Annotated in this window: 16 protein-coding genes; 11 read left to right on the forward strand and 5 right to left on the reverse strand. The window is 63.2% G+C overall.

Annotated elements, in window-relative coordinates; genetic code table 11:
- Positions 1-31: 31 nt before the first annotated feature.
- Positions 32-589, reverse strand: coding sequence for an NADPH-dependent FMN reductase (locus LJX93_RS17945; RefSeq protein WP_033699197.1), 558 nt, complete (start codon positions 587-589; stop codon positions 32-34).
- A gap of 156 nt (positions 590-745) precedes the next feature.
- On the opposite strand from LJX93_RS17945, the gene LJX93_RS17950 reads away from it, so the two are divergent.
- Positions 746-964, forward strand: coding sequence for a hypothetical protein (locus LJX93_RS17950; protein ID WP_033699199.1), 219 nt, complete (start codon positions 746-748; stop codon positions 962-964).
- Here the strand turns inward: LJX93_RS17950 and LJX93_RS17955 are convergent.
- The 4 genes from LJX93_RS17955 to LJX93_RS17970 all read right to left on the reverse strand — a co-directional run bounded on the left by LJX93_RS17955 (position 948) and on the right by LJX93_RS17970 (position 5425).
- Positions 948-3197 carry an Orn/Lys/Arg decarboxylase N-terminal domain-containing protein gene (locus LJX93_RS17955; protein ID WP_047581237.1) on the reverse strand — a complete coding sequence of 750 codons (2250 nt, stop codon included), beginning with the start codon at positions 3195-3197 and terminating at the stop codon, positions 948-950. The genes LJX93_RS17950 and LJX93_RS17955 overlap by 17 nt on opposite strands.
- 185 nt (positions 3198-3382) lie before the next feature.
- Positions 3383-4141, reverse strand: a complete 759-nt coding sequence (dnaQ, locus tag LJX93_RS17960) for a DNA polymerase III subunit epsilon (protein WP_033699203.1) — start codon at positions 4139-4141, stop codon at positions 3383-3385.
- Between the two features lie 50 nt (positions 4142-4191).
- Positions 4192-4638: a ribonuclease HI gene (gene rnhA, locus LJX93_RS17965; protein ID WP_033699205.1), complete on the reverse strand. Its 447-nt coding sequence runs from the start codon at positions 4636-4638 to the stop codon at positions 4192-4194.
- 13 nt (positions 4639-4651) lie between these two features.
- Positions 4652-5425: a class I SAM-dependent methyltransferase gene (locus LJX93_RS17970; RefSeq protein ID WP_033699207.1), complete on the reverse strand. Its 774-nt coding sequence runs from the start codon at positions 5423-5425 to the stop codon at positions 4652-4654.
- A gap of 85 nt (positions 5426-5510) precedes the next feature.
- On the opposite strand from LJX93_RS17970, the gene gloB reads away from it, so the two are divergent.
- The 10 genes from gloB (at position 5511) to LJX93_RS18020 (ending at position 20546) form a co-directional block, all read left to right on the forward strand.
- Positions 5511-6290 carry a hydroxyacylglutathione hydrolase gene (gloB, locus tag LJX93_RS17975; protein ID WP_033699209.1) on the forward strand — a complete coding sequence of 260 codons (780 nt, stop codon included), beginning with the start codon at positions 5511-5513 and terminating at the stop codon, positions 6288-6290.
- Between the two features lie 100 nt (positions 6291-6390).
- Positions 6391-7821 carry a lytic transglycosylase domain-containing protein gene (locus tag LJX93_RS17980; protein WP_033699211.1) on the forward strand — a complete coding sequence of 477 codons (1431 nt, stop codon included), beginning with the start codon at positions 6391-6393 and terminating at the stop codon, positions 7819-7821.
- Positions 7822-7986: 165 nt separating this feature from the next.
- Entirely contained in the window at positions 7987-9816 is a 1830-nt protein-coding gene (locus LJX93_RS17985; protein WP_033699214.1) for an extracellular solute-binding protein, read from the forward strand.
- Positions 9813-11648: an extracellular solute-binding protein gene (locus tag LJX93_RS17990; protein ID WP_227696256.1), complete on the forward strand. Its 1836-nt coding sequence runs from the start codon at positions 9813-9815 to the stop codon at positions 11646-11648. Before LJX93_RS17985 ends, LJX93_RS17990 begins: the two co-directional genes overlap by 4 nt.
- Position 11649: 1 nt before the next feature.
- Positions 11650-12723, forward strand: a complete 1074-nt coding sequence (locus tag LJX93_RS17995) for a microcin C ABC transporter permease YejB (RefSeq protein ID WP_033699217.1) — start codon at positions 11650-11652, stop codon at positions 12721-12723.
- A gap of 1 nt (position 12724) precedes the next feature.
- Complete coding sequence (locus LJX93_RS18000) at positions 12725-13744, forward strand: ABC transporter permease (protein WP_033699218.1); 1020 nt, start codon at positions 12725-12727, stop codon at positions 13742-13744.
- Position 13745: 1 nt separating this feature from the next.
- A complete protein-coding gene (locus tag LJX93_RS18005; RefSeq protein WP_033699220.1) occupies positions 13746-15356 on the forward strand; it encodes an ABC transporter ATP-binding protein in 1611 nt (536 codons plus the stop codon).
- Between the two features lie 381 nt (positions 15357-15737).
- Complete coding sequence (locus tag LJX93_RS18010) at positions 15738-17780, forward strand: TonB-dependent receptor plug domain-containing protein (RefSeq protein WP_033699222.1); 2043 nt, start codon at positions 15738-15740, stop codon at positions 17778-17780.
- A complete protein-coding gene (locus LJX93_RS18015) occupies positions 17767-19068 on the forward strand; it encodes an ABC transporter substrate-binding protein (RefSeq protein WP_227696257.1) in 1302 nt (433 codons plus the stop codon). The genes LJX93_RS18010 and LJX93_RS18015 overlap by 14 nt, the downstream gene beginning before the upstream one ends.
- Positions 19065-20546, forward strand: a complete 1482-nt coding sequence (locus LJX93_RS18020) for a di-heme oxidoredictase family protein (RefSeq protein WP_227696258.1) — start codon at positions 19065-19067, stop codon at positions 20544-20546. Before LJX93_RS18015 ends, LJX93_RS18020 begins: the two co-directional genes overlap by 4 nt.
- Positions 20547-20567: the final 21 nt, after the last annotated feature.

The following is a 20567-nucleotide window of genomic DNA, read 5'->3' on the forward strand; positions in this document are numbered from 1 at the left end:
GGGGCCGCTGCGCGGCCCATTGCCGTCACCCTCAAACCGCCCTGTTCAACTTCACCCACGAGGCGAACTTGTCGATAAAGGCCTGCAGAAACGGCCGGGTCTTGTCGTTGAGCTTGCCCGAATCCTCGAACAGGTTGGCCGCGCCACCGAGGTACGCCTCAGGCATCTGCATGCAGGGCATGTCGAGAAACACCAGCGACTGGCGCACGGCATGGTTGGCGCCAAAACCGCCAATCGCCCCCGGCGACACACTCACCACCGCAGCCGGTTTGCCGCTCCAGGCGCTTTGACCATAGGGCCGCGAGCCGACGTCGATGGCATTTTTCAAGCAACCCGGCACCGAACGGTTGTACTCCGGCGTGACGAACAGCACCGCATCACTGCCGCGGATCTGCTCGCGAAAGCGCTGCCAGGGCTCAGGTGCGTTGGCCTCGACGTCCTCGTTATACAGGGGCAGGTCACCAATCTCGACGATCTTCAAGGCAAGGCTGGACGGCGCCAGCTCCGAAAGTGCGCGGGCTACCTTGCGGTTGTAGGAATCCTTGCGCAAGCTGCCGACGACGACCGCTACCGAATACACCTGGCTCATGGCGATTTCCAACCTTTGCTGGCTAAGAGACGTTGTAGTTATAGATGACCGTTTCTCGCCGCTTTGGTTTTTTTTCCACGAGGGGAAAACTTCCGGGTATCTTGTACGGTCTATGTTTGCAGATATTTCCTACGTAATTCAGAGGTTTTCACCCAAATGGCAGCAGTAATGGTCGGCCAATTCCACGCCCGTGACGCCGAAGGCCGCATCTACCCCGTCCACGAGTTCCAGGAGTCCACCCTCCAGGTCGACGGCAGCGCGCTGGGCGCACCGATCACCACCTACCGCCTGGCAATCGGCGACCGCGTCAACCACCTGGGCGAAAACCGTTTCGAGCTGGCACAGACCGGCGTCGAGATCATTCGCATTCCTTGATGCAGTCCACGGTGTAGCGACCGCTTTCGTTCTGCAGGCCATGCACGTCGGCAACGAAACCCGGGAAGCCATCGTTGAAAGCTCGGGCAAACGCCAGGTAGTCGAGTATCGAGCGGGTCGCTTCGGTGAACCGCTCTCCCGGCATGATCAATGGAATGCCGGGCGGATAGGGCACCAGCATCACCGCTGCGACACGGCCAAGCAGGGCTTCGATCGGCACCGCCTCCACTTCGCCGCATACCATCTGGTCATAGGCCCGTGCCGGGCTGACGGCAACCTCCGGCAAGCTTGTGAACAACCGTTTGAGCTGCTTGGCCGTGGCATTGGCGCGGTAGCACTCGTGAAGCTGGTCACACAGCTCGCGCAACCCCATGCCTTGATAACGTGAAGTGTCCGCTGCCACCACACTCGGCAGGCAAGCGCTCAACCGGGTATTGCCGTCATAGTGGCGTTTGAACTCCAGTAGCTCTGTCAGCAAGGTGCTCCACTTGCCCTTGGTGATGCCCATGGAGAACAGCACCAGGAAGCTGTACAGGCCGGTTTTTTCCACCACCAGGCCGCGCTCCCATAGAAACTTGCTGACCACCGCCGCCGGAATACCCTGCTCGCCCAACACACCCCCTGCGCTCAAGCCGGGCATGACCAAGGTCACCTTCAGCGGGTCGAGCAACACGTAGTTGCCCGCCACTTCACCAAAACCATGCCACTCAGCCCCCGGCTGAAGCTGCCAGTCCTGCGCGGCAAGGTGCTGTATGCCCTCTGCCGCTGGCGGTTGCCAGATGCTGAACCACCAGTCGGCAGCGGCAATATGCTTGCGCAGGTTGGCCAGCGCCCGGCGAAAGCTCAACGCCTCGTCGAACATTTCCTGCAACAGCGAGCGCCCGGCCGGCCCCTCCATCATGGTCGAGGCCACGTCCAGTGACGCTAGGATGCTGTACTGCGGCGACGTCGAGATGTGCATCATGAACGCTTCGTTGAAGCGGTCACGGTCCAGCTGGCGGCTGGCACCCTCCTGCACATGGATCATCGACGCCTGGCTGAAGGCCGCCAACAGCTTGTGCGTGGAGTGGGTGCTGAACACCAGCGGGCTGTCAGCAGCGCAGGCCGTGCCCATGGCATAGCGCCCTTCGAAGAACTCGTGAAACGCCGCGTAGGCGAACCAGGCCTCGTCAAAGTGCAGCACCTCGACACTGGCCCCCAGCGTCTGCTTGATCATCCCGGCGTGGTAGCACAGGCCGTCGTAGGTGGAATTGGTGACCACTGCCAGCTTGATCCGCTGCCCGCGATCACGCGCCAGGGGGTTGGCCTGGACCTTCGCCTGGATCGATGCAGGGCTGAACTCACTGAGGGGTATCGGGCCGATGATGCCCAGCTCGTTGCGCTCGGGGCACAGGTAAATGGGAATGGCCCCGGTCATGATGATCGCGTGGACCACCGATTTGTGGCAGTTGCGGTCCACCAGCACCAGGTCATCACGGCCGACCATGGCGTGCCAGACGATCTTGTTGGCAGTGGAGGTGCCGTTGATCACGAAAAACGTGTGGTCGGCGCCGAAGTTGCGTGCAGCCCTGGCCTCTGCCTGGGCCAAGGGGCCGGTGTGGTCGAGCAGCGAACCCAGCTCCGGCACTGAAACGGACAAGTCCGAACGCAGGGTGTTTTCGCCAAAAAACTGGTGAAAGGCCTGGCCCACCGGGCTCTTGTGGTAGGCCACACCGCCGCCGTGCCCCGGTGTGTGCCAGGAGTAGTTGGATTGCGCGGTGTGTTGCACCAAGGCTTTGAAAAACGGCGGCAGCAGGCCGTCAAGGTAGCTGTGGGCGGCGCGTGCCACCTGGCGCGCAAGAAACGGCACGGTGTCTTCGAACAGATAGAGAATGCCGCGCAACTGGTTCAGCTCGCTCATGACCTCGGCGGGGGCGTTCTCCAGGGTGACCTGTTCGCCCAACGCAAAAATCGGCAGGTCAGGTGCGCGCAAACGGGCCAGGCGAATCAGCTCGGCCATGTTCTGTAGCAGGTGAGTGCTCTCGCCCACGCCCTCGGCGGCGATCAGCATGCAGGCCAGGCCGTGGTGGGTGGCCGCGACCAGGCGCGCTTCGGCGTGGTCCGCTGCGGCCAGGATGGCAAAGCCGTCCTGGCGCAACTCCTCGGCGATACCCCGGATGCGGTCACCGGCAACACTGTCGGCCTTGATCGCACGGTGGACGATGAGGATGGGGAACTTGAGGTCCTTGTACATCAGGCAGCTACCTCTGCAGGACGGGGTGTCCTTTTCAGGGTAGTTGTAGGAGCGGCCTTGTGTCGCGAAAGGGTCGCGTAGCGGCCCCAGGTTCTGTGTCGCTGCAGAGATTGCCGGGGCCGCTACGCGCCCCTTTCCGACCGGTCCGGCGCCCCGGCAAGGCCGCTCCTACAAAGGGCGCATGGTCAAGGTGCAGGGGCTTCGCTCAACGCCTGCCACATCGCCGGCGCCCCCGCCGATTTGGCGATCGCCGCCAGCCGTTCGGCATGCGCTTCCAGCTCTTCGGCACTGGCCATGATCACCCGCCCAGGTGCACGGCCGGTAATACGGCGGATCTCGCTGCCGCCACCGCCCTGCCCGTCACTGTCGCCGTCAGCACCTTGCCCGGCCAGCGACAGGCTGGTCTGGCCGCCGGTCATTGCCAGGTAAACGTCGGCCAGCAGTTCCGAGTCGAGCAGTGCGCCGTGCAGCTCACGGCCCGAGTTGTCGATGTCGTAGCGTTTGCACAACGCGTCGAGGCTGTTGCGCTGCCCCGGGTGACGGGAACGCGCCAGCAACAGGGTATCGAGGATGGTGCAATGCTGCGCAAGGTCGGCGCGGTCGTGCTGGCCCAGCAGGGCGAACTCGTTGTTGATGAAGCCAACGTCGAACGCCGCGTTGTGGATGACCAGCGTGGCGCCCTGGATGAACTCGAAGAATTCATCCGCAACCTCGGCGAAGCGCGGCTTGCCGATCAGGAAGCTGTCGGTGATGCCGTGAACGCCGATGGCGCCCTCGTCACTCTCGCGATCCGGTTGCAGGTAGACGTGGAAATGCCGCCCGGTCAGGCGACGGCCCATGACCTCGACACAGCCGATCTCGATGATGCGATGGCCTTCGCTGACCGGCATGCCGGTGGTTTCGGTATCGAGAATGACCAGGCGTTTATCTTGCTGCTGCTCCACGCGGGGGCTCCAACTTGCATCAGTTACAAAGGACGCGATTGTACCCCAGCTCAACGCTGGGCGCGCACCTCATCGACCCCGCGGTTGGCCAGCTGGTCGGCCCGTTCGTTGCCCGGGTGGCCGATGTGGCCGCGCACCCACTTCCAGCTCACCTTGTGCCGGTTGACCTGTTCGTCGAGCAACTGCCAGAGGTCGGCGTTTTTCACCGGCTCCTTGGCTGCAGTCTTCCAGCCCCGTTTCTTCCAGTTGACCATCCATTCGTTGATGCCTTTCATCACGTACTGCGAGTCGGTGGTCAGCACTACCTCGCATTCACGCTTGAGCGACATCAGGCCCTGGATCGCGGCCATCAGCTCCATGCGGTTGTTGGTGGTCTCGCGTTCGCCGCCCCACAGTTCCTTCTCGACGCCCTTGTAGATCATCAGCACGCCCCAGCCGCCAGGGCCAGGGTTGCCCTTGCAGGCGCCATCGGTAAACATTTCGACGCTATCGCTCATGTACCACTCTTGTTCAGTGCTTTTCAGTATCAGGATTGGCCACCGTACGGTTGACCTTGGCCAGCGGCAGCGGCAGCAGTTTGCCCATGGGCTCGCGGCGTTCCAGGCGCAACGGCCGCAGGCCGACCACCATCTTGCGCGCCACCAGCAGGTACACGCCGCCGCCGGAAATTTGCCAGCCGCCCGCCACCCGCTCCCAGCCTGCCAGGCGTTGCTGCCAGGCCGGCGAGGCAAGCGGCGGACGATAGCACCCGAAGCGGCGTTTCTCCAGCGCGAAGCCGAGCAGGTTGAGCCAGTCGCCAACCCGCGAAGGCGAGATGCAGCGGGCCTTGCGCAGGGCGCCATGGCTGAACAGGTGGCGCATGCCCCAACTGCTCCAGGGGTTAATGCCGACAATCAGCAGGTGCCCACCCGGGCGAACGGCGCTGGCGGCCTCGCGCAACAAGCCATGGGGGGTGAGGCTGAAGTCCAGGCCATGCTGCAGCACCACCACGTCGGCAGCATGCTCGCTCAATGGCCAGGCCTGCTCTTCACAGACGATTTCCACGCCCGGCAAGGGTGCCCCGAGGCGCACGTTGCGCTGCACCTGGGGCGCGCTGGGCGGCGCTTCGGCACAGGGCCCATAGTGCACCAGGTAACCGCCAAAGAAGCGCCCCAGCTCTTCTTCCAGCAGTTTTTCCTCTTCTTTGAGCATCAACTGGCCGAGCGGGCCATTGAACCACTCACGGGCCAGGCTGATCAGCTCGACCCAATCGGGGTCGGCCTGGGCAAAGGCTTGGTCGGTCATTGCGTTCTCCCTCGAAGGTTCTCGTGCCACGCCATCGCGGCTAAGATGCCCTCATGTCCCACGCTTGGCGATACGGATCCGCACCATGATACAGATCGATGCTCTCCCCGCTTTCTCCGACAACTACATCTGGTTGTTACAGGATACTGCCAAACGCCGTTGCGCGGTGGTCGACCCCGGCGACGCCGGCCCAGTGGAACGTTGGCTGGCGGCCAACCCCGACTGGATATTGAGCGATATCCTCGTGACCCACCATCACAACGACCATGTCGGCGGTGTCGAACGGCTCAAGCAATTGACCGGCGCCAAGGTCTACGGCCCGGCCAACGAGCAGATTCCCGCCCGCGACGCCGCACTGGCAGACGGCGATGAAATCAGCGTGCTGGGCTTGGCGTTCCAGGTCATCGGCGTACCTGGCCATACACTGGGGCATATCGCCTTTTACTCAGCGCAACCAGCCACACCCTTGCTGTTCAGTGGCGACACGCTGTTCGCCGCCGGTTGCGGGCGCATGTTCGAAGGCACTGCCGAACAGATGCACCCTTCCCTGCAGCGCCTGGCCGCCCTGCCGGCGCACACTGAGGTGTATTGCGCCCACGAATACACGCTGAGCAACCTGCGCTTTGCCAAGGCAGTGGAGCCACAAAACCCGCACGTTCTGCAGCGCTTCGACGAGGTTACCCGGCTACGCGCCGACAATCGCATCACATTGCCATCAACGATTGGCCTGGAACGGCTTACCAACCCCTTTATTCGCACGACTGAAACATCCGTTAAACAAAAAGCAGACGAATGGAAGGGACATTCAAACACCACGCATGTCGCTGTTTTTGCTGCCTTGAGGTCTTGGAAGGACACCTTCTGATAACCTCAAGATATATCGCAAGTGAGGGTCAAAGGTTGACCAGGCCGGTAGCGGTTTCTAGAATCGCCGAAATTTTTCGCCCGGATACCTGTCCCAGCCGATGTCTTCCCGTAGCCGCAGAACCTCTCATTCCGTCGCCCTGACGCGTCTGGCCCAAATCAGTGCGCTGGCCCTGGCCGCCACGTTGGTGGGCTGCCAGAGCACCCGTCAGCTCGACGAATCCGATAGCGTTCGCGCGCACAACTATCAGGCGCGGATCAAGCACAAGCCGGCCCCGCTACTGATCAAGCCGGCCGAGCAGGTGCCGCAGGACGTGTGGGAGCGCATGCGCCAGGGCTTCACCCTGCAGGACAGCATCGACGTCAACCCGCGCATCGAGCAGCAGCGCCTGTGGTTCGCCAGCAACCCGCGCTTCATCGAAAGCGCCGGCGAGCGCGGCAGCCTCTACCTGCACTACATCGTCGAGCGCCTCGAAGAACGCGATATGCCGCTGGAGCTGGCGCTGCTGCCAGCCATCGAAAGCGCCTACAACCCGATGGCCTACTCGCGCGCCCATGCGGCAGGCATGTGGCAGTTCATCCCGTCCACCGGCCGCCACTTCAACCTGCGCCAAACCAACTTCTATGACGGCCGTCGCGACGTGACCGCCTCGACCAACGCCGCGCTGGACTACCTGAGCCGCCTGCACGACATGTTCAACGGCGACTGGTTGCTGGCCCTGGCCGCCTACAATGCCGGTGAAGGCACGGTCAGCCGCGCCATCGAACGCAACGAAAAGCTCGGCCTGCCAACCGATTACTGGAACCTGCCCCTGCCGCAGGAAACCCGCGACTACGTGCCTAAACTGCTGGCCCTGTCGCAGGTGGTGTCCACTCCGGATGCCTATGGCGTCAACTTGAACCCGATTGCCAACGAACCCTACTTCGAGGCGGTCGCCATCAATGATCGCCTCGACCTTTCGCGCGTTGCGGCGTTCGCCGACATCGACGAAGACGAGCTGATCCAGCTCAACCCGGCCTTCAAGAAGCGCATGACTGTAGACGGCCCCCAGCAATTGCTGGTGCCCACCGCCAAGGCGCAACTGCTGTCCGCCAGCCTGTCCAACCTCAAGCCTGAGCAGTTGATCAGCCTGCAGCCGAACAAGGCCGTGTTCGCCCGCGCCGTGGCCGAAGCCAAGGCCCCAGTGGCAGCGCGCAGCTACCGGGTCAAGCGTGGCGACAACCTGGGCAGCATTGCCAAGGCGAACCGCGTATCGGTCAGGGACATCAAGCGCTGGAACCGTATGTCCGGCAACAGCCTCCGGGCCGGCCAGGTACTGGCTCTGCGCGGCGGAAATGCGCCGAGTGCCGCCGGTAACCGGGTGGCGGCGTCCTCGAAACGCTCGACCCAGTACAAAGTACGCAAGGGTGACTCGCTGTACCTGGTGGCCAAGCGTTTCAATGTCGAAATGAAACACCTCAAGCGCTGGAACCCGCGCAGCGGGCATGCGCTCAAGCCAGGGCAGACGCTGACCGTTTACCTCTCTCACTGATGTAATGCCAGGGGCCGCTTTGCGGCCCTTTCGCGACGCAAGGCCGCTCCTGCAGGTTTAGCTTTCCTCAAACGATCAACCGCCTTCAAAACCTCTCTTTTTCCAACCCCACCAAGCTGTTACTGTACTCGATCAAAGCCCAACGCCTCTGGATCGGATGCCGACTTGATACGTCCCCTCCTGCTGTCACTCAGCCTGGCCTTGAGCTTTCCCGCCGTCGCGATGGTGAGCGAAAGCCACGGATACGCGCAGTTCGGCATGCTCAAGTACCCAGCCACATTCACCCACTTCGACTGGGTCAACCCGCAAGCGCCCAAAGGCGGCACCTTGCGGGCCATGGCATTCGGTACCTTCGACACGCTCAACCCTTACACCTTCAAGGGTTCGAGCCCGATTACCACGCCGAACTTCCAGCAGTACGGCATCAGCGAACTGAACGAACCGCTGATGATCGGCACCGGGCAGTACGACCCCTCGGGCGACGAACCCACCTCCAGCTACGGCCTGATCGCGCGCTCGGTGGAGTACAGCGAAGACCGCAGCTGGGTGGTGTTCAACCTGCGCCCGCAGGCACGCTTCCATGACGGCCGCCCGATCACCGCGGCGGACGTGGCGTTCTCCTATCGCACGCTGCTCAAGGATGGCCACCCCATCTACCGCACCAACCTGCAAGAAGTGCAGCGGGTGGACATCCTCGGCCCCCTGCGTATTCGCTTTGTCTTCAAGCGTGCCGGCAACCCGCTGCTGATCCTGCGCCTGGGTGAAATGCCGGTGTTGCCCAAGCACTACTGGCAAGGCCGCGACTTCAAGGCCACCACCTTCGAGCCGCCGCTGGGCAGTGGGCCCTATCGCATCACCCAGGTGTTGCCCGGGCGCCGCCTGGTGTTCGAGCGGGTAAAGAACTACTGGGGCAAGGACCTTGCGGTCAACCGCGGCAAGTACAACTTCAACCGGGTCGAGTACGAGTTCTACCGCGACGCCACCGTGGCGTTCGAGGCGTTCAAGGCCGGTGAGTTCGACATCTACATCGAGCACCAGGCAAAGAACTGGGCCAATGGCTACAACTTCCCGGCGGTACGCCGTGGCGATGTGATCAAGGCACAGATCCCGCACCGCATCCCAACCCAGACCCAAGGCCTGTTCATGAACAGCCGCAGGGTTGCCTTCAGCGACCCCCGAGTGCGCCAGGCGCTGGGGCTGATGCTCGACTTCGAGTGGACCAACCGCGCCCTGTTCAGCAGCGCCTACCGCCGCTCGACCAGCTATTACCCCAACAGCGAATTCGCCGCCACCGGCCTGCCCACCGGCAAGGAGTGGCTGTTGCTGGCACCGTTCCGTGACCAGTTGCCGGAAAAACTGTTCAGCGAACCCTACAAGGTCAGCCAGACCGACGGCCGCGGCATCAACCGCCAGACCCTGCGCGAGGCCCTGAGCCTGCTTGGCGAAGCCGGCTGGAAGCTGAACGGCCAGCGCCTGGTGGACAGCAAAGGCCAGCAACTGCGCCTGGAGTTGCTGCTGGTTAACCCCAACCTCGAACGCATCCTGCAACCTTATGTCGAAAATCTGTCCAGCATCGGTATCGACGCACGCTTGCGTACCGTGGACCGCGCCCAGTACAAACAACGCCTGGACCAGTTCGATTTCGACATGATTCTGATGACCCTGAACCAGACCTTGAGCCCCGGCCTCGAACAGTGGCTGTACTTTCACTCAAGCCAGGCCTCGACCAAAGGCAGCAAGAACTATGCTGGGGTCAAGGACCCGGTGGTCGACCACCTGCTCGACACCTTGCTCGCCGCGCGCACCCGCGATGACCAGGTGGCCGCCGCCCGCGCCCTGGACCGCGTGCTTTCATGGCAGTACTACATGATCCCCAACTGGTACCTCGACAATCACCGCCTGGCCTACCGCAACCGGTTCGCCTTTGTCACCACGCCGCCCTATACCCTGGGGCTGAACAGCTGGTGGATCAAGACTTCGGAGAAAGCCCAATGATGCCAACGCACCGCCTGCGCCGGCTGGCCGGCAGCCTGCTGCTGGCCTGCCTGAGCCTTCCGGCCCTGGCCGCGCCGCAACACGCGCTTACGCTCTACGACGAGGCGCCCAAGTACCCGGCCAACTTCCAGCACTTCGACTACGTCAACCCGGATGCCCCCAAGGGCGGCACCTTCCGCCAGTCCAGCTTCGGTGGCTTCGACAGCCTCAACCCGTTCATCAACAAGGGCGTGTCGGCCGAGAACATCAGCGTCATCTACGACACGTTGATGCGCCAGAGCCTGGACGAGCCGTTCACCGAATACGGCCTGGTCGCCGGCAAGATCGAAAAGGCCCAGGACAACAGCTGGGTACGCTTCTACCTGCGCCCCGAAGCGCGCTTCCATGACGGCCACCCGATGCGCGCTGAGGATGTGGTGTTCACCTTCAACGCCCTGATCAAGGACGGCGCACCGCTGTACCGCCAATACTACGGCGACGTCGCCGAAGTGGTCGCCGAAGACCCGCTACGGGTGCTGTTCAAGTTCAAGCACCAGAACAACCGCGAACTGCCGCTGATTCTGGGCCAACTGCCGGTACTGCCCAAGCACTGGTACGAAAGCCGCGAGTTCAACCGCGGCAACCTGGAAATCCCCCTGGGCAGCGGCCCGTACAAGGTCGCCGAGGTCAAGGCCGGGCGCACCATCCGCTACGAGCGGGTCAAGGACTACTGGGCCAAGGACCTGCCGATCAACCGCGGCCAGTTCAACTTCGATGCCATGACCTTCGACTCCTACCGCGACACGGCCGTCGCACTGGAGGCATTGAAGGCCGGGGCGTTCGACTATGCGCTGGAGGTCAGCGCAAAAAACTGGGCCACCGCCTACAACGTCCCGGCGGTCCGCGATGGCCGCCTGATCAAGGAAGAGCTGCCCAACGGCAACCCCACCGGCATGCAGGGCTTCATTTTCAACCTGCGCAAACCGGTGTTCCAGGACATCCGCGTGCGCCAGGCGCTAAGCCTGCTGCTGGACTTCGAGTGGACCAACAAGCAGCTGTTCAACGGTGCCTACACCCGCACCGGCAGCTACTTCGAAAACTCCGACATGGCCGCCCGGGGCGTGCCCACGCCTGACGAGCTGAAAATTCTCGAACCGCTGCGCGGCAAAGTGCCCGAGCAAGTCTTCAGCGAGGCTTTCCACAACCCGGTCACCGACGCCAGCGGCATGATCCGCGAACAGCAGCGCCAGGCCTACAAGCTGCTTCAGGACGCCGGCTGGAAGATCGTCGACGACAAGATGGTCGACAAGGACGGCAAGCCGGTGTCCATCGAGTTTCTGCTGGCCCAGACCGAGTTCGAGCGCATCCTGCTGCCGTTCAAGCGTAACCTCGCCGACCTGGGCATTGACCTGAACATCCGCCGGGTCGACGTTTCGCAGTACATCACCCGCCTGCGCTCTCGCGACTTCGACATGATCGTCGGGGGTTACCCGCAGTCCAATTCGCCGGGCAACGAACAGCGCGAGTTCTGGTCCAGTGCCGCTGCCGACAACCCTGGCAGCCGCAACTTCATCGGCCTGCGCGACCCGGCCATCGACCAGTTGGTAGAGCAGTTGATCAATGCCGAATCACGCCAGAGCCTGATCAACCATGCGCGCGCACTCGACCGGGTACTGCTGTGGGGCTACTACGTGATCCCCAACTGGCACATCAAGACCTGGCGCGTGGCCTACTGGAACCACATCGGCCACCCCAAGGTGTCGCCCAAGTACGACATCGGCATCGACACCTGGTGGATCAAGCCCGGCGTGACCCCGGCTGTCAGCGACGCCACCCCGGCCGAGGCCAACTGAGATGCTGGCCTATATCCTGCGCCGCCTGCTGCTGATCATCCCGACCCTGTTCGGCATCCTGGTCATCAACTTCATCATCGTCCAGGCCGCGCCTGGCGGCCCGGTCGAGCAGATGATCGCCAAGCTCGAAGGCTTCGAAGGCGCCACCAGCCGCATCGCCGGTGGCGGTGCCGAGGTCTCCGTGGCCGGCTCCAGCTACCGCGGCGCCCAGGGCCTGGACCCGGCATTGGTCGCCGAGATCGAGCGCATGTACGGCTTCGACAAATCGCCGCCTGAACGCCTGTGGATCATGGTCAAGAACTACGCCCAGCTGGACTTCGGCGACAGCTTCTTCCGCGATGCCAAGGTCATCGACCTGATCATCGAGAAGATGCCGGTGTCGATCTCACTGGGGTTGTGGAGCACGCTGATCATGTACCTGGTGTCTATCCCGCTAGGCATCGCCAAGGCCGTGCGCCACGGCAGCCACTTCGATGTCTGGACCAGCTCGGCGATCATCGTCGGCTATGCCATCCCGGCGTTCCTGTTCGCCATCCTGCTGATCGTGCTGTTCGCCGGCGGCAGTTACTTCGACTGGTTCCCGCTGCGCGGGCTGACCTCGAACAACTTCGACGAGCTGTCCACCACCGGCAAGGTGCTGGACTACTTCTGGCACCTGGTATTGCCCATCACCGCGCTGGTCATCGGCAACTTCGCCACCATGACCCTGCTGACCAAAAACAGCTTCCTCGACGAGATCAACAAGCAGTACGTGGTCACCGCCAAGGCCAAGGGCCTGAGCCGCTCACGGGTGCTGTACGGGCATGTGTTCCGTAACGCCATGCTGCTGGTGATCGCCGGCTTCCCTTCGGCCTTCATCGGCATCTTCTTCACAGGCTCGCTGCTGATCGAGGTGATCTTCTCGCTCGACGGCCTGGGCCTGATGAGCTTCGAGGCGGCGATCAACCGCGACTACCCGGTGGTCTTCGGCACCCTGTTCATCTTCACCCTGCTCGGGCTGGTGGTGAAACTGATCGGCGACCTGACCTACACCCTGGTCGATCCACGTATCGACTTCGCCAGCCGGGAGCACTGACATGGCCTTGTCCCCTCTCAACCGACGGCGCTTCGAGCGCTTCAAGGCCAACCGCCGAGGTTGGTGGTCGTTGTGGCTGTTCCTCATCCTGTTCGGCCTGAGCCTGGGTGCCGAGCTGATCGCCAACGACAAACCGATTGCCGTGCGCTACGACGGCGAGTGGTACTTCCCCGCCTTCAAGCGCTACCCAGAGACGACCTTCGGCGGCGAGTTCCCGCTGGAAGCCAACTACAAAAGCCCGTACATCCGCGAGCTGCTGGCCAACAAGGACAGCTTCGTGCTGTGGGCGCCGATCCCGTTCAGCTACCAGAGCATCAACTACGACCTCAAGGTGCCGGCGCCGGCCCCACCTTCGGCGGACAACTGGCTGGGCACCGACGACCAGGGCCGCGACGTGATGGCGCGAGTGATCTACGGCTTCCGCGTTTCAGTGCTGTTCGCCCTGACGCTGACCATCCTCAGCTCCATCATCGGCGTCATCGCCGGCGCCCTGCAGGGGTTCTACGGGGGCTGGGTGGACCTTGCCGGCCAGCGCTTCCTGGAAATCTGGTCGGGGTTGCCGGTGCTGTACCTGCTGATCATCCTCGCCAGTTTCGTGCAGCCCAACTTCTGGTGGCTGCTGGGGATCATGCTGCTGTTCTCGTGGATGAGCCTGGTGGACGTGGTGCGCGCCGAGTTCCTGCGTGGCCGCAACCTCGAATACGTGCGCGCCGCCCGCGCCCTGGGCATGCGCAACGGCGCGATCATGTACCGGCACATCCTGCCCAACGCGATGATCTCGACCATGACCTTCATGCCGTTCATCCTCACGGGCGCCATCGGCACGCTGACCGCCCTGGACTTCCTCGGCTTCGGCCTGCCCGCCGGCTCGCCGTCGCTGGGCGAGCTGGTCGCCCAGGGTAAATCCAACCTGCAGGCGCCGTGGCTTGGCATCAGTGCTTTCGCCGTGCTGGCGGTGATGCTGAGCTTGCTGGTGTTCATCGGTGAATCCGCCCGCGATGCCTTCGACCCAAGGAAATGACATGAGCGAACACAACCTGATCGAAGTGCGTGATCTTGCGGTGGAGTTCGTCACCGGCGAGCAGGTCAACCGCGTGGTCGACGGCATCAGCTTCGACATCCGCAAGGGCGAGACCCTGGCCCTGGTCGGCGAGAGCGGCTCGGGCAAGTCGGTGACCGCCCACTCGATCCTGCGCCTGCTGCCCTACCCCCTCGCCCGCCACCCCAGCGGCAGCATCCACTACGAGGGCAAGGACCTGCTGCAGCAGAGCGAGAAGGCCCTGCGGCATATTCGTGGCAACCGCATTGCGATGATCTTCCAGGAGCCGATGACCTCGCTGAACCCCTTGCACTGCATCGAGAAGCAGATCAACGAGATCCTCTTGCTGCACAAGGGCCTGACCGGCAAGCAAGCCACCGCACGGACCCTGGAACTGCTCGAGCTGGTGGGTATTCCCGACCCCCACAAACGCCTCAAGGCACTGCCCCATGAACTGTCGGGCGGCCAGCGCCAGCGGGTGATGATCGCCATGGCGCTGGCCAACGAGCCGGAGTTGCTGATTGCCGATGAACCGACCACGGCGCTGGATGTGACCGTGCAGTTGAAGATTCTCGACCTGCTCAAGGAACTGCAGGCGCGGCTGGGGATGGCGCTGCTGTTGATCAGCCATGACCTCAACCTGGTGCGGCGGATCGCCCACCGCGTGTGCGTGATGCAACGTGGGCAGATTGTCGAGCAGGCCGATTGCGCGACGCTGTTCAGTGCGCCGCAGCATCACTACACGCAGATGCTGATCAATGCCGAACCAAGCGGCCAGCCTGCCCACAACCCGGTCGGTGCGCCGTTGCTTGAAGTGGATGACCTCAAGGTCTGGTTCCCGATCAAGAAAGGCTTCTTGCGGCGCACGGTCGACCATGTGAAGGCGGTGGACGGCATCAACTTCAGCTTGCCCCAGGGGCAGACGCTGGGGATTGTCGGTGAGAGTGGCTCGGGCAAATCGACGCTCGGGCTGGCCATCTTGCGCTTGATTTCAAGCCAGGGCGGCATTCGCTTTCATGGCCAGCACCTCGAAGGGTTGAACCAGAAGGAAGTGCGCCCGCTGCGGCGGCAGATGCAGGTGGTGTTCCAGGACCCGTTCGGCAGCCTGAGCCCACGCATGTGCGTGGCGGACATCGTGGGCGAAGGGCTACGGATTCACCGCATCGGTACGGCTGAAGAGCAAGAGGCGGCGATCATTGCGGCGCTGGAGGAAGTGGGGCTGGACCCGCGCACCCGGCACCGCTACCCGCACGAGTTCTCCGGCGGCCAGCGCCAGCGCATTGCGATTGCACGGGCACTGGTGTTGAAGCCGGCGTTGATTCTGCTGGATGAGCCGACGTCGGCGCTGGACCGGACGGTGCAGCGGCAGGTGGTGGAGTTGCTGCGCAGCCTGCAGCAGAAGTACAACCTGACCTACCTGTTCATCAGCCACGACCTGGCAGTGGTCAAGGCGTTGAGCCATCAGCTGATGGTGATCAAGCAGGGGCAGGTGGTGGAGCAAGGGGATGCGCAGGCCATCTTCCATGCGCCGCAGCATGCGTATACGCGGCAGTTGCTGGAAGCGGCGTTTTTGGAAGTTGATACATCAGGCTGAGGTTTCGAGGCGGCGCAGCTCAAGCCATAGGTGCCGCCAGAGACACTTGAGAATCAGACTTTACCGCTTCCTTGTAGGGCATTTCCAAAACATACCCCTGCCGCCTTTTTGACCTCAAGCAGCAAAATCCCCCAGAACACTCACGCCTGAGGCGGCCCCGCCAACCAATCGTTATACATTTTGGTATATAGCGTTGTAACGACCGGTAAACAACGCTAGGATTCGTCGCGGTTGGCCTTCTGCCATCCCATCATTATTTTCGAGCGCTGGCTGATCACGTCCTGGGGAGGCCGTGATCCGCCAAGACTCGCCTATCGCTATATACAACAATATATAACGTCGCCAGGTACCGCCAACGCCATGGCCGACAAAGGAGCAGTAATGAAGCCGCTATCACCGCGTACCTTGATGGTTGCCGTCGCAGCCCTCGGTGCACAGCCTGTCCTCGCCGAAGAGAAAAACACCTTCACCCTCGGCGAAATCCAGATTTCCGCACCACGGGACGAAACGCTGTCCACGGGTGGTAGCGTCGTCGACTTGAAAGACATTCGGCTGCACGATCGCGAAACCGTCGGCAGCGCACTGACCCTGGCCCCTGGGGTCAACCTCGGGTACATCGGCGGTCGCGCCGAGCAGGTGGTTTTCGTGCGTGGCTTCGATCGCCTGCAGGTGCCGGTGTTCATCGACGGCATCCCCACCTACGTGCCTTATGACGGCAACATCGACCTCGGCCGCTTCACCACCTACGACCTGTCGCGCATCCAGGTGGACAAGGGCTTCGCCTCGCTGCTGTACGGGCCCAACACCCTGGGCGGGGCGATCAACCTGATCACCCGTCGCCCGACGGATGCGTTCGAAGGCGAAGTGGGTGGCGGGCTGGAACTCACCGACCACGGCAACGTGAACGCCTACCGCAGTTACGCCAACGTAGGTTCCAACCAGGGCCTGTGGTGGGTTCAGGGTGGGGTGTCGTATGTCGATTACGACTACACCCTGCTGCCCGATGACTTCAAACCGACCAATAGCCAGCAAGGCCCGGGGCGCCGCGAGAACAGTAAACACCGCGACAGCAAATTCAGCTTCAAAATTGGCTTCACACCCAACGAAACCGATGAGTACGTGCTCGGCTACGTTCAGCAGGAAGGGCGCAAGGGCCAGCCAACCTACGCCGGCGACCTGCCAACGACCGGCCAACGTGCGCGTTGGTGGGAGTGGCCGCGCTCAGACAACACCAGTGTGTTCATCGCCACCAAGACCGGCTTCGGCGAGCACGCCCTGAAAACCCGCGTTTACCACGACACCTTCAAGAACTCGCTGGAGAGTTACACCTATCGCAACGGCGTGGTCGGAGCGTTGCAGCCGGGTTTCCCCAGCAAATACGATGATGAGAGCAGCGGCTTTTCGGTAGAGGGTGACCTGGCCTTGAGCGAGGCCAACCGCCTGGGCATTGCCTACCACTTCAAGGACGATGTGCACCGTTCCCGCGATGGCGCCAACCCCCAGACCTATTTCCGTGACCAGACCCAGTCGATTGCCCTGGAAGACACCCTGCGCCTGAACGAAATATTCAGCGTGGTCGGCGGCATCTCCTATAACTACCGCAAAAGCCTGGACGCACAGAATTACGGCACCAACGCCAGCTCGCCGTCGCGGCCCATGCTCTACGACGAACCCACCGGCAGCAACGACGCCGTCAACGCGCAGCTGGGCCTGTTCGCCAATACCAACCCGCTGCTGGGCACCGACGACAACGGCCAACTGCGCCTGACGGTTGCACGCAAAAGCCGCTTCGCGACCATCAAGGATCGCTACTCGACCCGCTTTGGCACCGTCATCCCCAGCCCGGACCTGAAGTCCGAGCGAGCGACCCACTACGAGCTCGGCTACAGCGGCCAGGTGGCCCCACAATGGAAGCTCGATGCGGCGCTGTTCGTTGCCAACATCGAAGATTCCATCCAGAACGTTACAGTGCCCGCACAGGCGAACTGCGCCGCGCCCTGTGGCCAGTACCAGAACATCGCCAAAGCGCGAAACCAGGGCGTCGAACTTGGCATCAACGGCGACCTGGGGGATTGGGAATTGGCGGCCAACTACACCTGGCTTGACCGGAAGAACCTCAGCAACCGCGATTTGCACCCCACCGACACCCCACGCCACAGTTTCTTCGGCTCGGCCTCCTGGCATCTGGCCGCCTGGCAACACACCGCCAGCGTGGAGGCCGCATCGCGTCGCTACAACACCTCGGACGGCAATCAAACGGCACCAGGCTACGCCGTGTACAACCTCAAGAGCGGGTACCGGTTCAGCAACGACGTGTTGATCGAGGGCGGCGTGCGCAACCTGTTCGACCGGTTGTATGAGTACAGCGAGGGTTACCCTGAAATGGGCCGCCAATACTTCGTGCAATTCAATGCGCCGCTGTAACCGCTGGCTGGCAGGCCTGCTGCTGACCTTCAGCACGCTGCTGAGCGCTGCCCCGCAAACCGTGGTGGTCATGACCAGCTACCCCGAGGAAGTGATGACGCGCATCGAGGATGGGTTTGCCCAAGCCCACCCGCAGTACCGTCTGCAGATCCTTTGGCGGCAGGGCTTCGATGCCCTGCCCTATCTATTGCAAGCCAGGCAGGGCGGTGTCGATGTCTATTGGGCCCCCTCACCCGGCAACTTCGCCCGGTTGGCGAAAGCGGGCAGCTGGCAACCCTTGGGGGTCAACCTGAAGGGCTTGCCCGCACAGATCGGTGGTTTGGCACTGCGTGACCCTCAGCACCTGTACCAGGCTACCGAATTGGCGGGGTATGGCTTCGCCATCAACGCCACGGCGCTGGGCCAATTGGGGGTGCCGTCACCGCGGGACTGGCCCGACTTGCTCGACCCCCGCTTGCGCGGACGCATTGCGCTTCCAGACCCTGGCCGGGTCGGCTTTGCGCCGGTACTGCTGGATATCGTGTTGCGTGCCTATGGCTGGGAGCGCGGCTGGGCCATCTGGAGCGAGCTGGCCGGCCAGGCGCGCCTGGTGACGCGCGGCGGCACCCTGGTCAGTGATGAAGTGACCAGCGGGCGCGCAGCGGTAGGCTTGTCGATTGATTTCTTCGTCGCCTCGGCCAAGGCCAATGGCGAGCCGGTGGACTTCGTCTACCCGGCGCATGGCGGCCTCAACCCGGCGTTCATCGCCATTACCGCCCACAGCCAGGCGTTGGCCGGTGCCAGGGCGTTTGCGCAGTTCGTGCTGTCCGAAACAGGCCAGGGGCTGTTGGCCGATGCGGACATCCGCAAACTGCCCGTGCGCCCCAGTGTCTACCAGCATTTGCCGGCGAACTACCATGACCCGTTCGTTGCCGCGGGCCTCGGCGCCTATGACTATGGCAACGGCAGCTCCCGTGAGCGCCTGGCACTGGTCAGCTCGCTGTTTACCCAATGGCTGGGCATGCCCCACGAAGCATTGAGCGCGCTCTGGGCTCGACTGCACGCGGCCGAAGCGGCTGGGCTGGACGTCAGCGCCATACGCCAACACCTGACCGCGCCGCCACTGGATGCCGAGCAGGCCGAGGCGAAGCCGCTACTGGCACTGTTCGCGGCACGCCAGGACAACGGCATGACGCAAGCGCCGGCAAGCGACCAGGACGAACTCGGCCGCCGGGAAATCACCTGGCAGTTCAATGCCGCGCGTCACCGGGCAGAGGCGTCCCGTCTGCTTGATGGTCTGGGCCAGTGACCGCCCTGCGCGCTGCCGGGTTATCGATCGGTTTGCTGACGAGCCTGCTCGCCAGCGCCGATACCACGCACACGGCGACCCACCGTGAAGCCTTTGCTCAGCCATTCGCCGGGCTGGACGAAGGCCAGCTGGAACGCTTCTTCCGCGGGCGCAGCCTGTTCCGTCAGGCCTGGGTGGTTGCACCGTCCCGAGACGAAGCAGTGGATGGCCTTGGGCCGCTGTACAACCGGGTTTCGTGCATCGCCTGCCACCCCAAGAATGGGCGCGGACAGGCGCCGGCGCAGGGCCAGCCGATGCGCAGCATGCTGCTGCGCTTGTCGCTGCCTGGGCACGATGCCCAGGGTGGGCCAAAGCCGCACCCGGTCTATGGTGACCAGCTCAACGAACTGGGTGTGCCAGGCGTGCCGGGTGAAGGGCGCGCCCATGTCTACTGGCAAGAACATGCGGTGCAACTGGGCGACGGCGAAACCGTGATGCTGCGCAAGCCCAAGGTCGAGCTGCGCGAGCTGGCCTATGGGCCGATGGATGCGGTGTTGACCTCGGCAAGGGTGGGCCCGCCGGTATTCGGCCTGGGTTTGCTGGAGGCCATTGACGAGAGCACCCTGCGTGCCATGGCCTCTGAGGCCAAACCCGACGGCGTGACGGGGCACGTCAACGCGGTGTGGAGCGTCGAGCGACAACGCGCCGAGGCCGGCCGGTTTGGCCTCAAGGCCAACCAGCCAGACCTGCGCCAACAGATCGCCCACGCCATGCTTGGCGACCTTGGCATCACCTCGACGCTGGCCCCGGAGCAAAACTGCACGCCCGCTCAACAGACTTGCGCCCACGCGGCGCAGGGCGGCCGGTTTGGCCTCAAGGCCAACCAGCCAGACCTGCGCCAACAGATCGCCCACGCCATGCTTGGCGACCTTGGCATCACCTCGACGCTGGCCCCGGAGCAAAACTGCACGCCCGCTCAACAGACTTGCGCCCACGCGGCGCAGGGCGGCGACCCCGAGCTGAACGCCCTGCAGCTCGGCGACCTGCACTTCTACCTCGCTCACTTGGCGGCACCTGCCCGTCGACAACAGACCGAGCCAGCAGTCATGCAGGGCGAAAAGCTGTTTTCTGCCATCGGCTGCACCGCCTGCCATCGCCCCGCGCTGGTCACCGGCAAGCACCCGCTCTATCCGGCGCTGACACAGCAACACATTGCGCCGTACACCGACCTGTTGCTGCATGACATGGGGCCAGGCCTGGCCGATGGCCGTGAGGATTATCTCGCCAACGGCCGGCAATGGCGCACTGCTGCGCTGTGGGGGCTTGGCCTCAGCGAACGGATCACGCCCAGCAGCGGTTACTTGCACGATGGCCGAGCGCGCACCTTGGAGGAGGCCATTGTCTGGCATGGCGGCGAGGCGGAAACAGCCCGGCAACGCTACGTAGCGCTAGGTGCCCAGGCGCGCCAGGCGATTCGTGCGTTTCTTCAATCGCTGTAGGGCAGCGACCCGTTCGTGGAG

The sequence above is a fragment of the Pseudomonas sp. HN2-3 genome, from assembly GCF_020691745.1.
Classification (GTDB): domain Bacteria; phylum Pseudomonadota; class Gammaproteobacteria; order Pseudomonadales; family Pseudomonadaceae; genus Aquipseudomonas; species Aquipseudomonas capeferrum.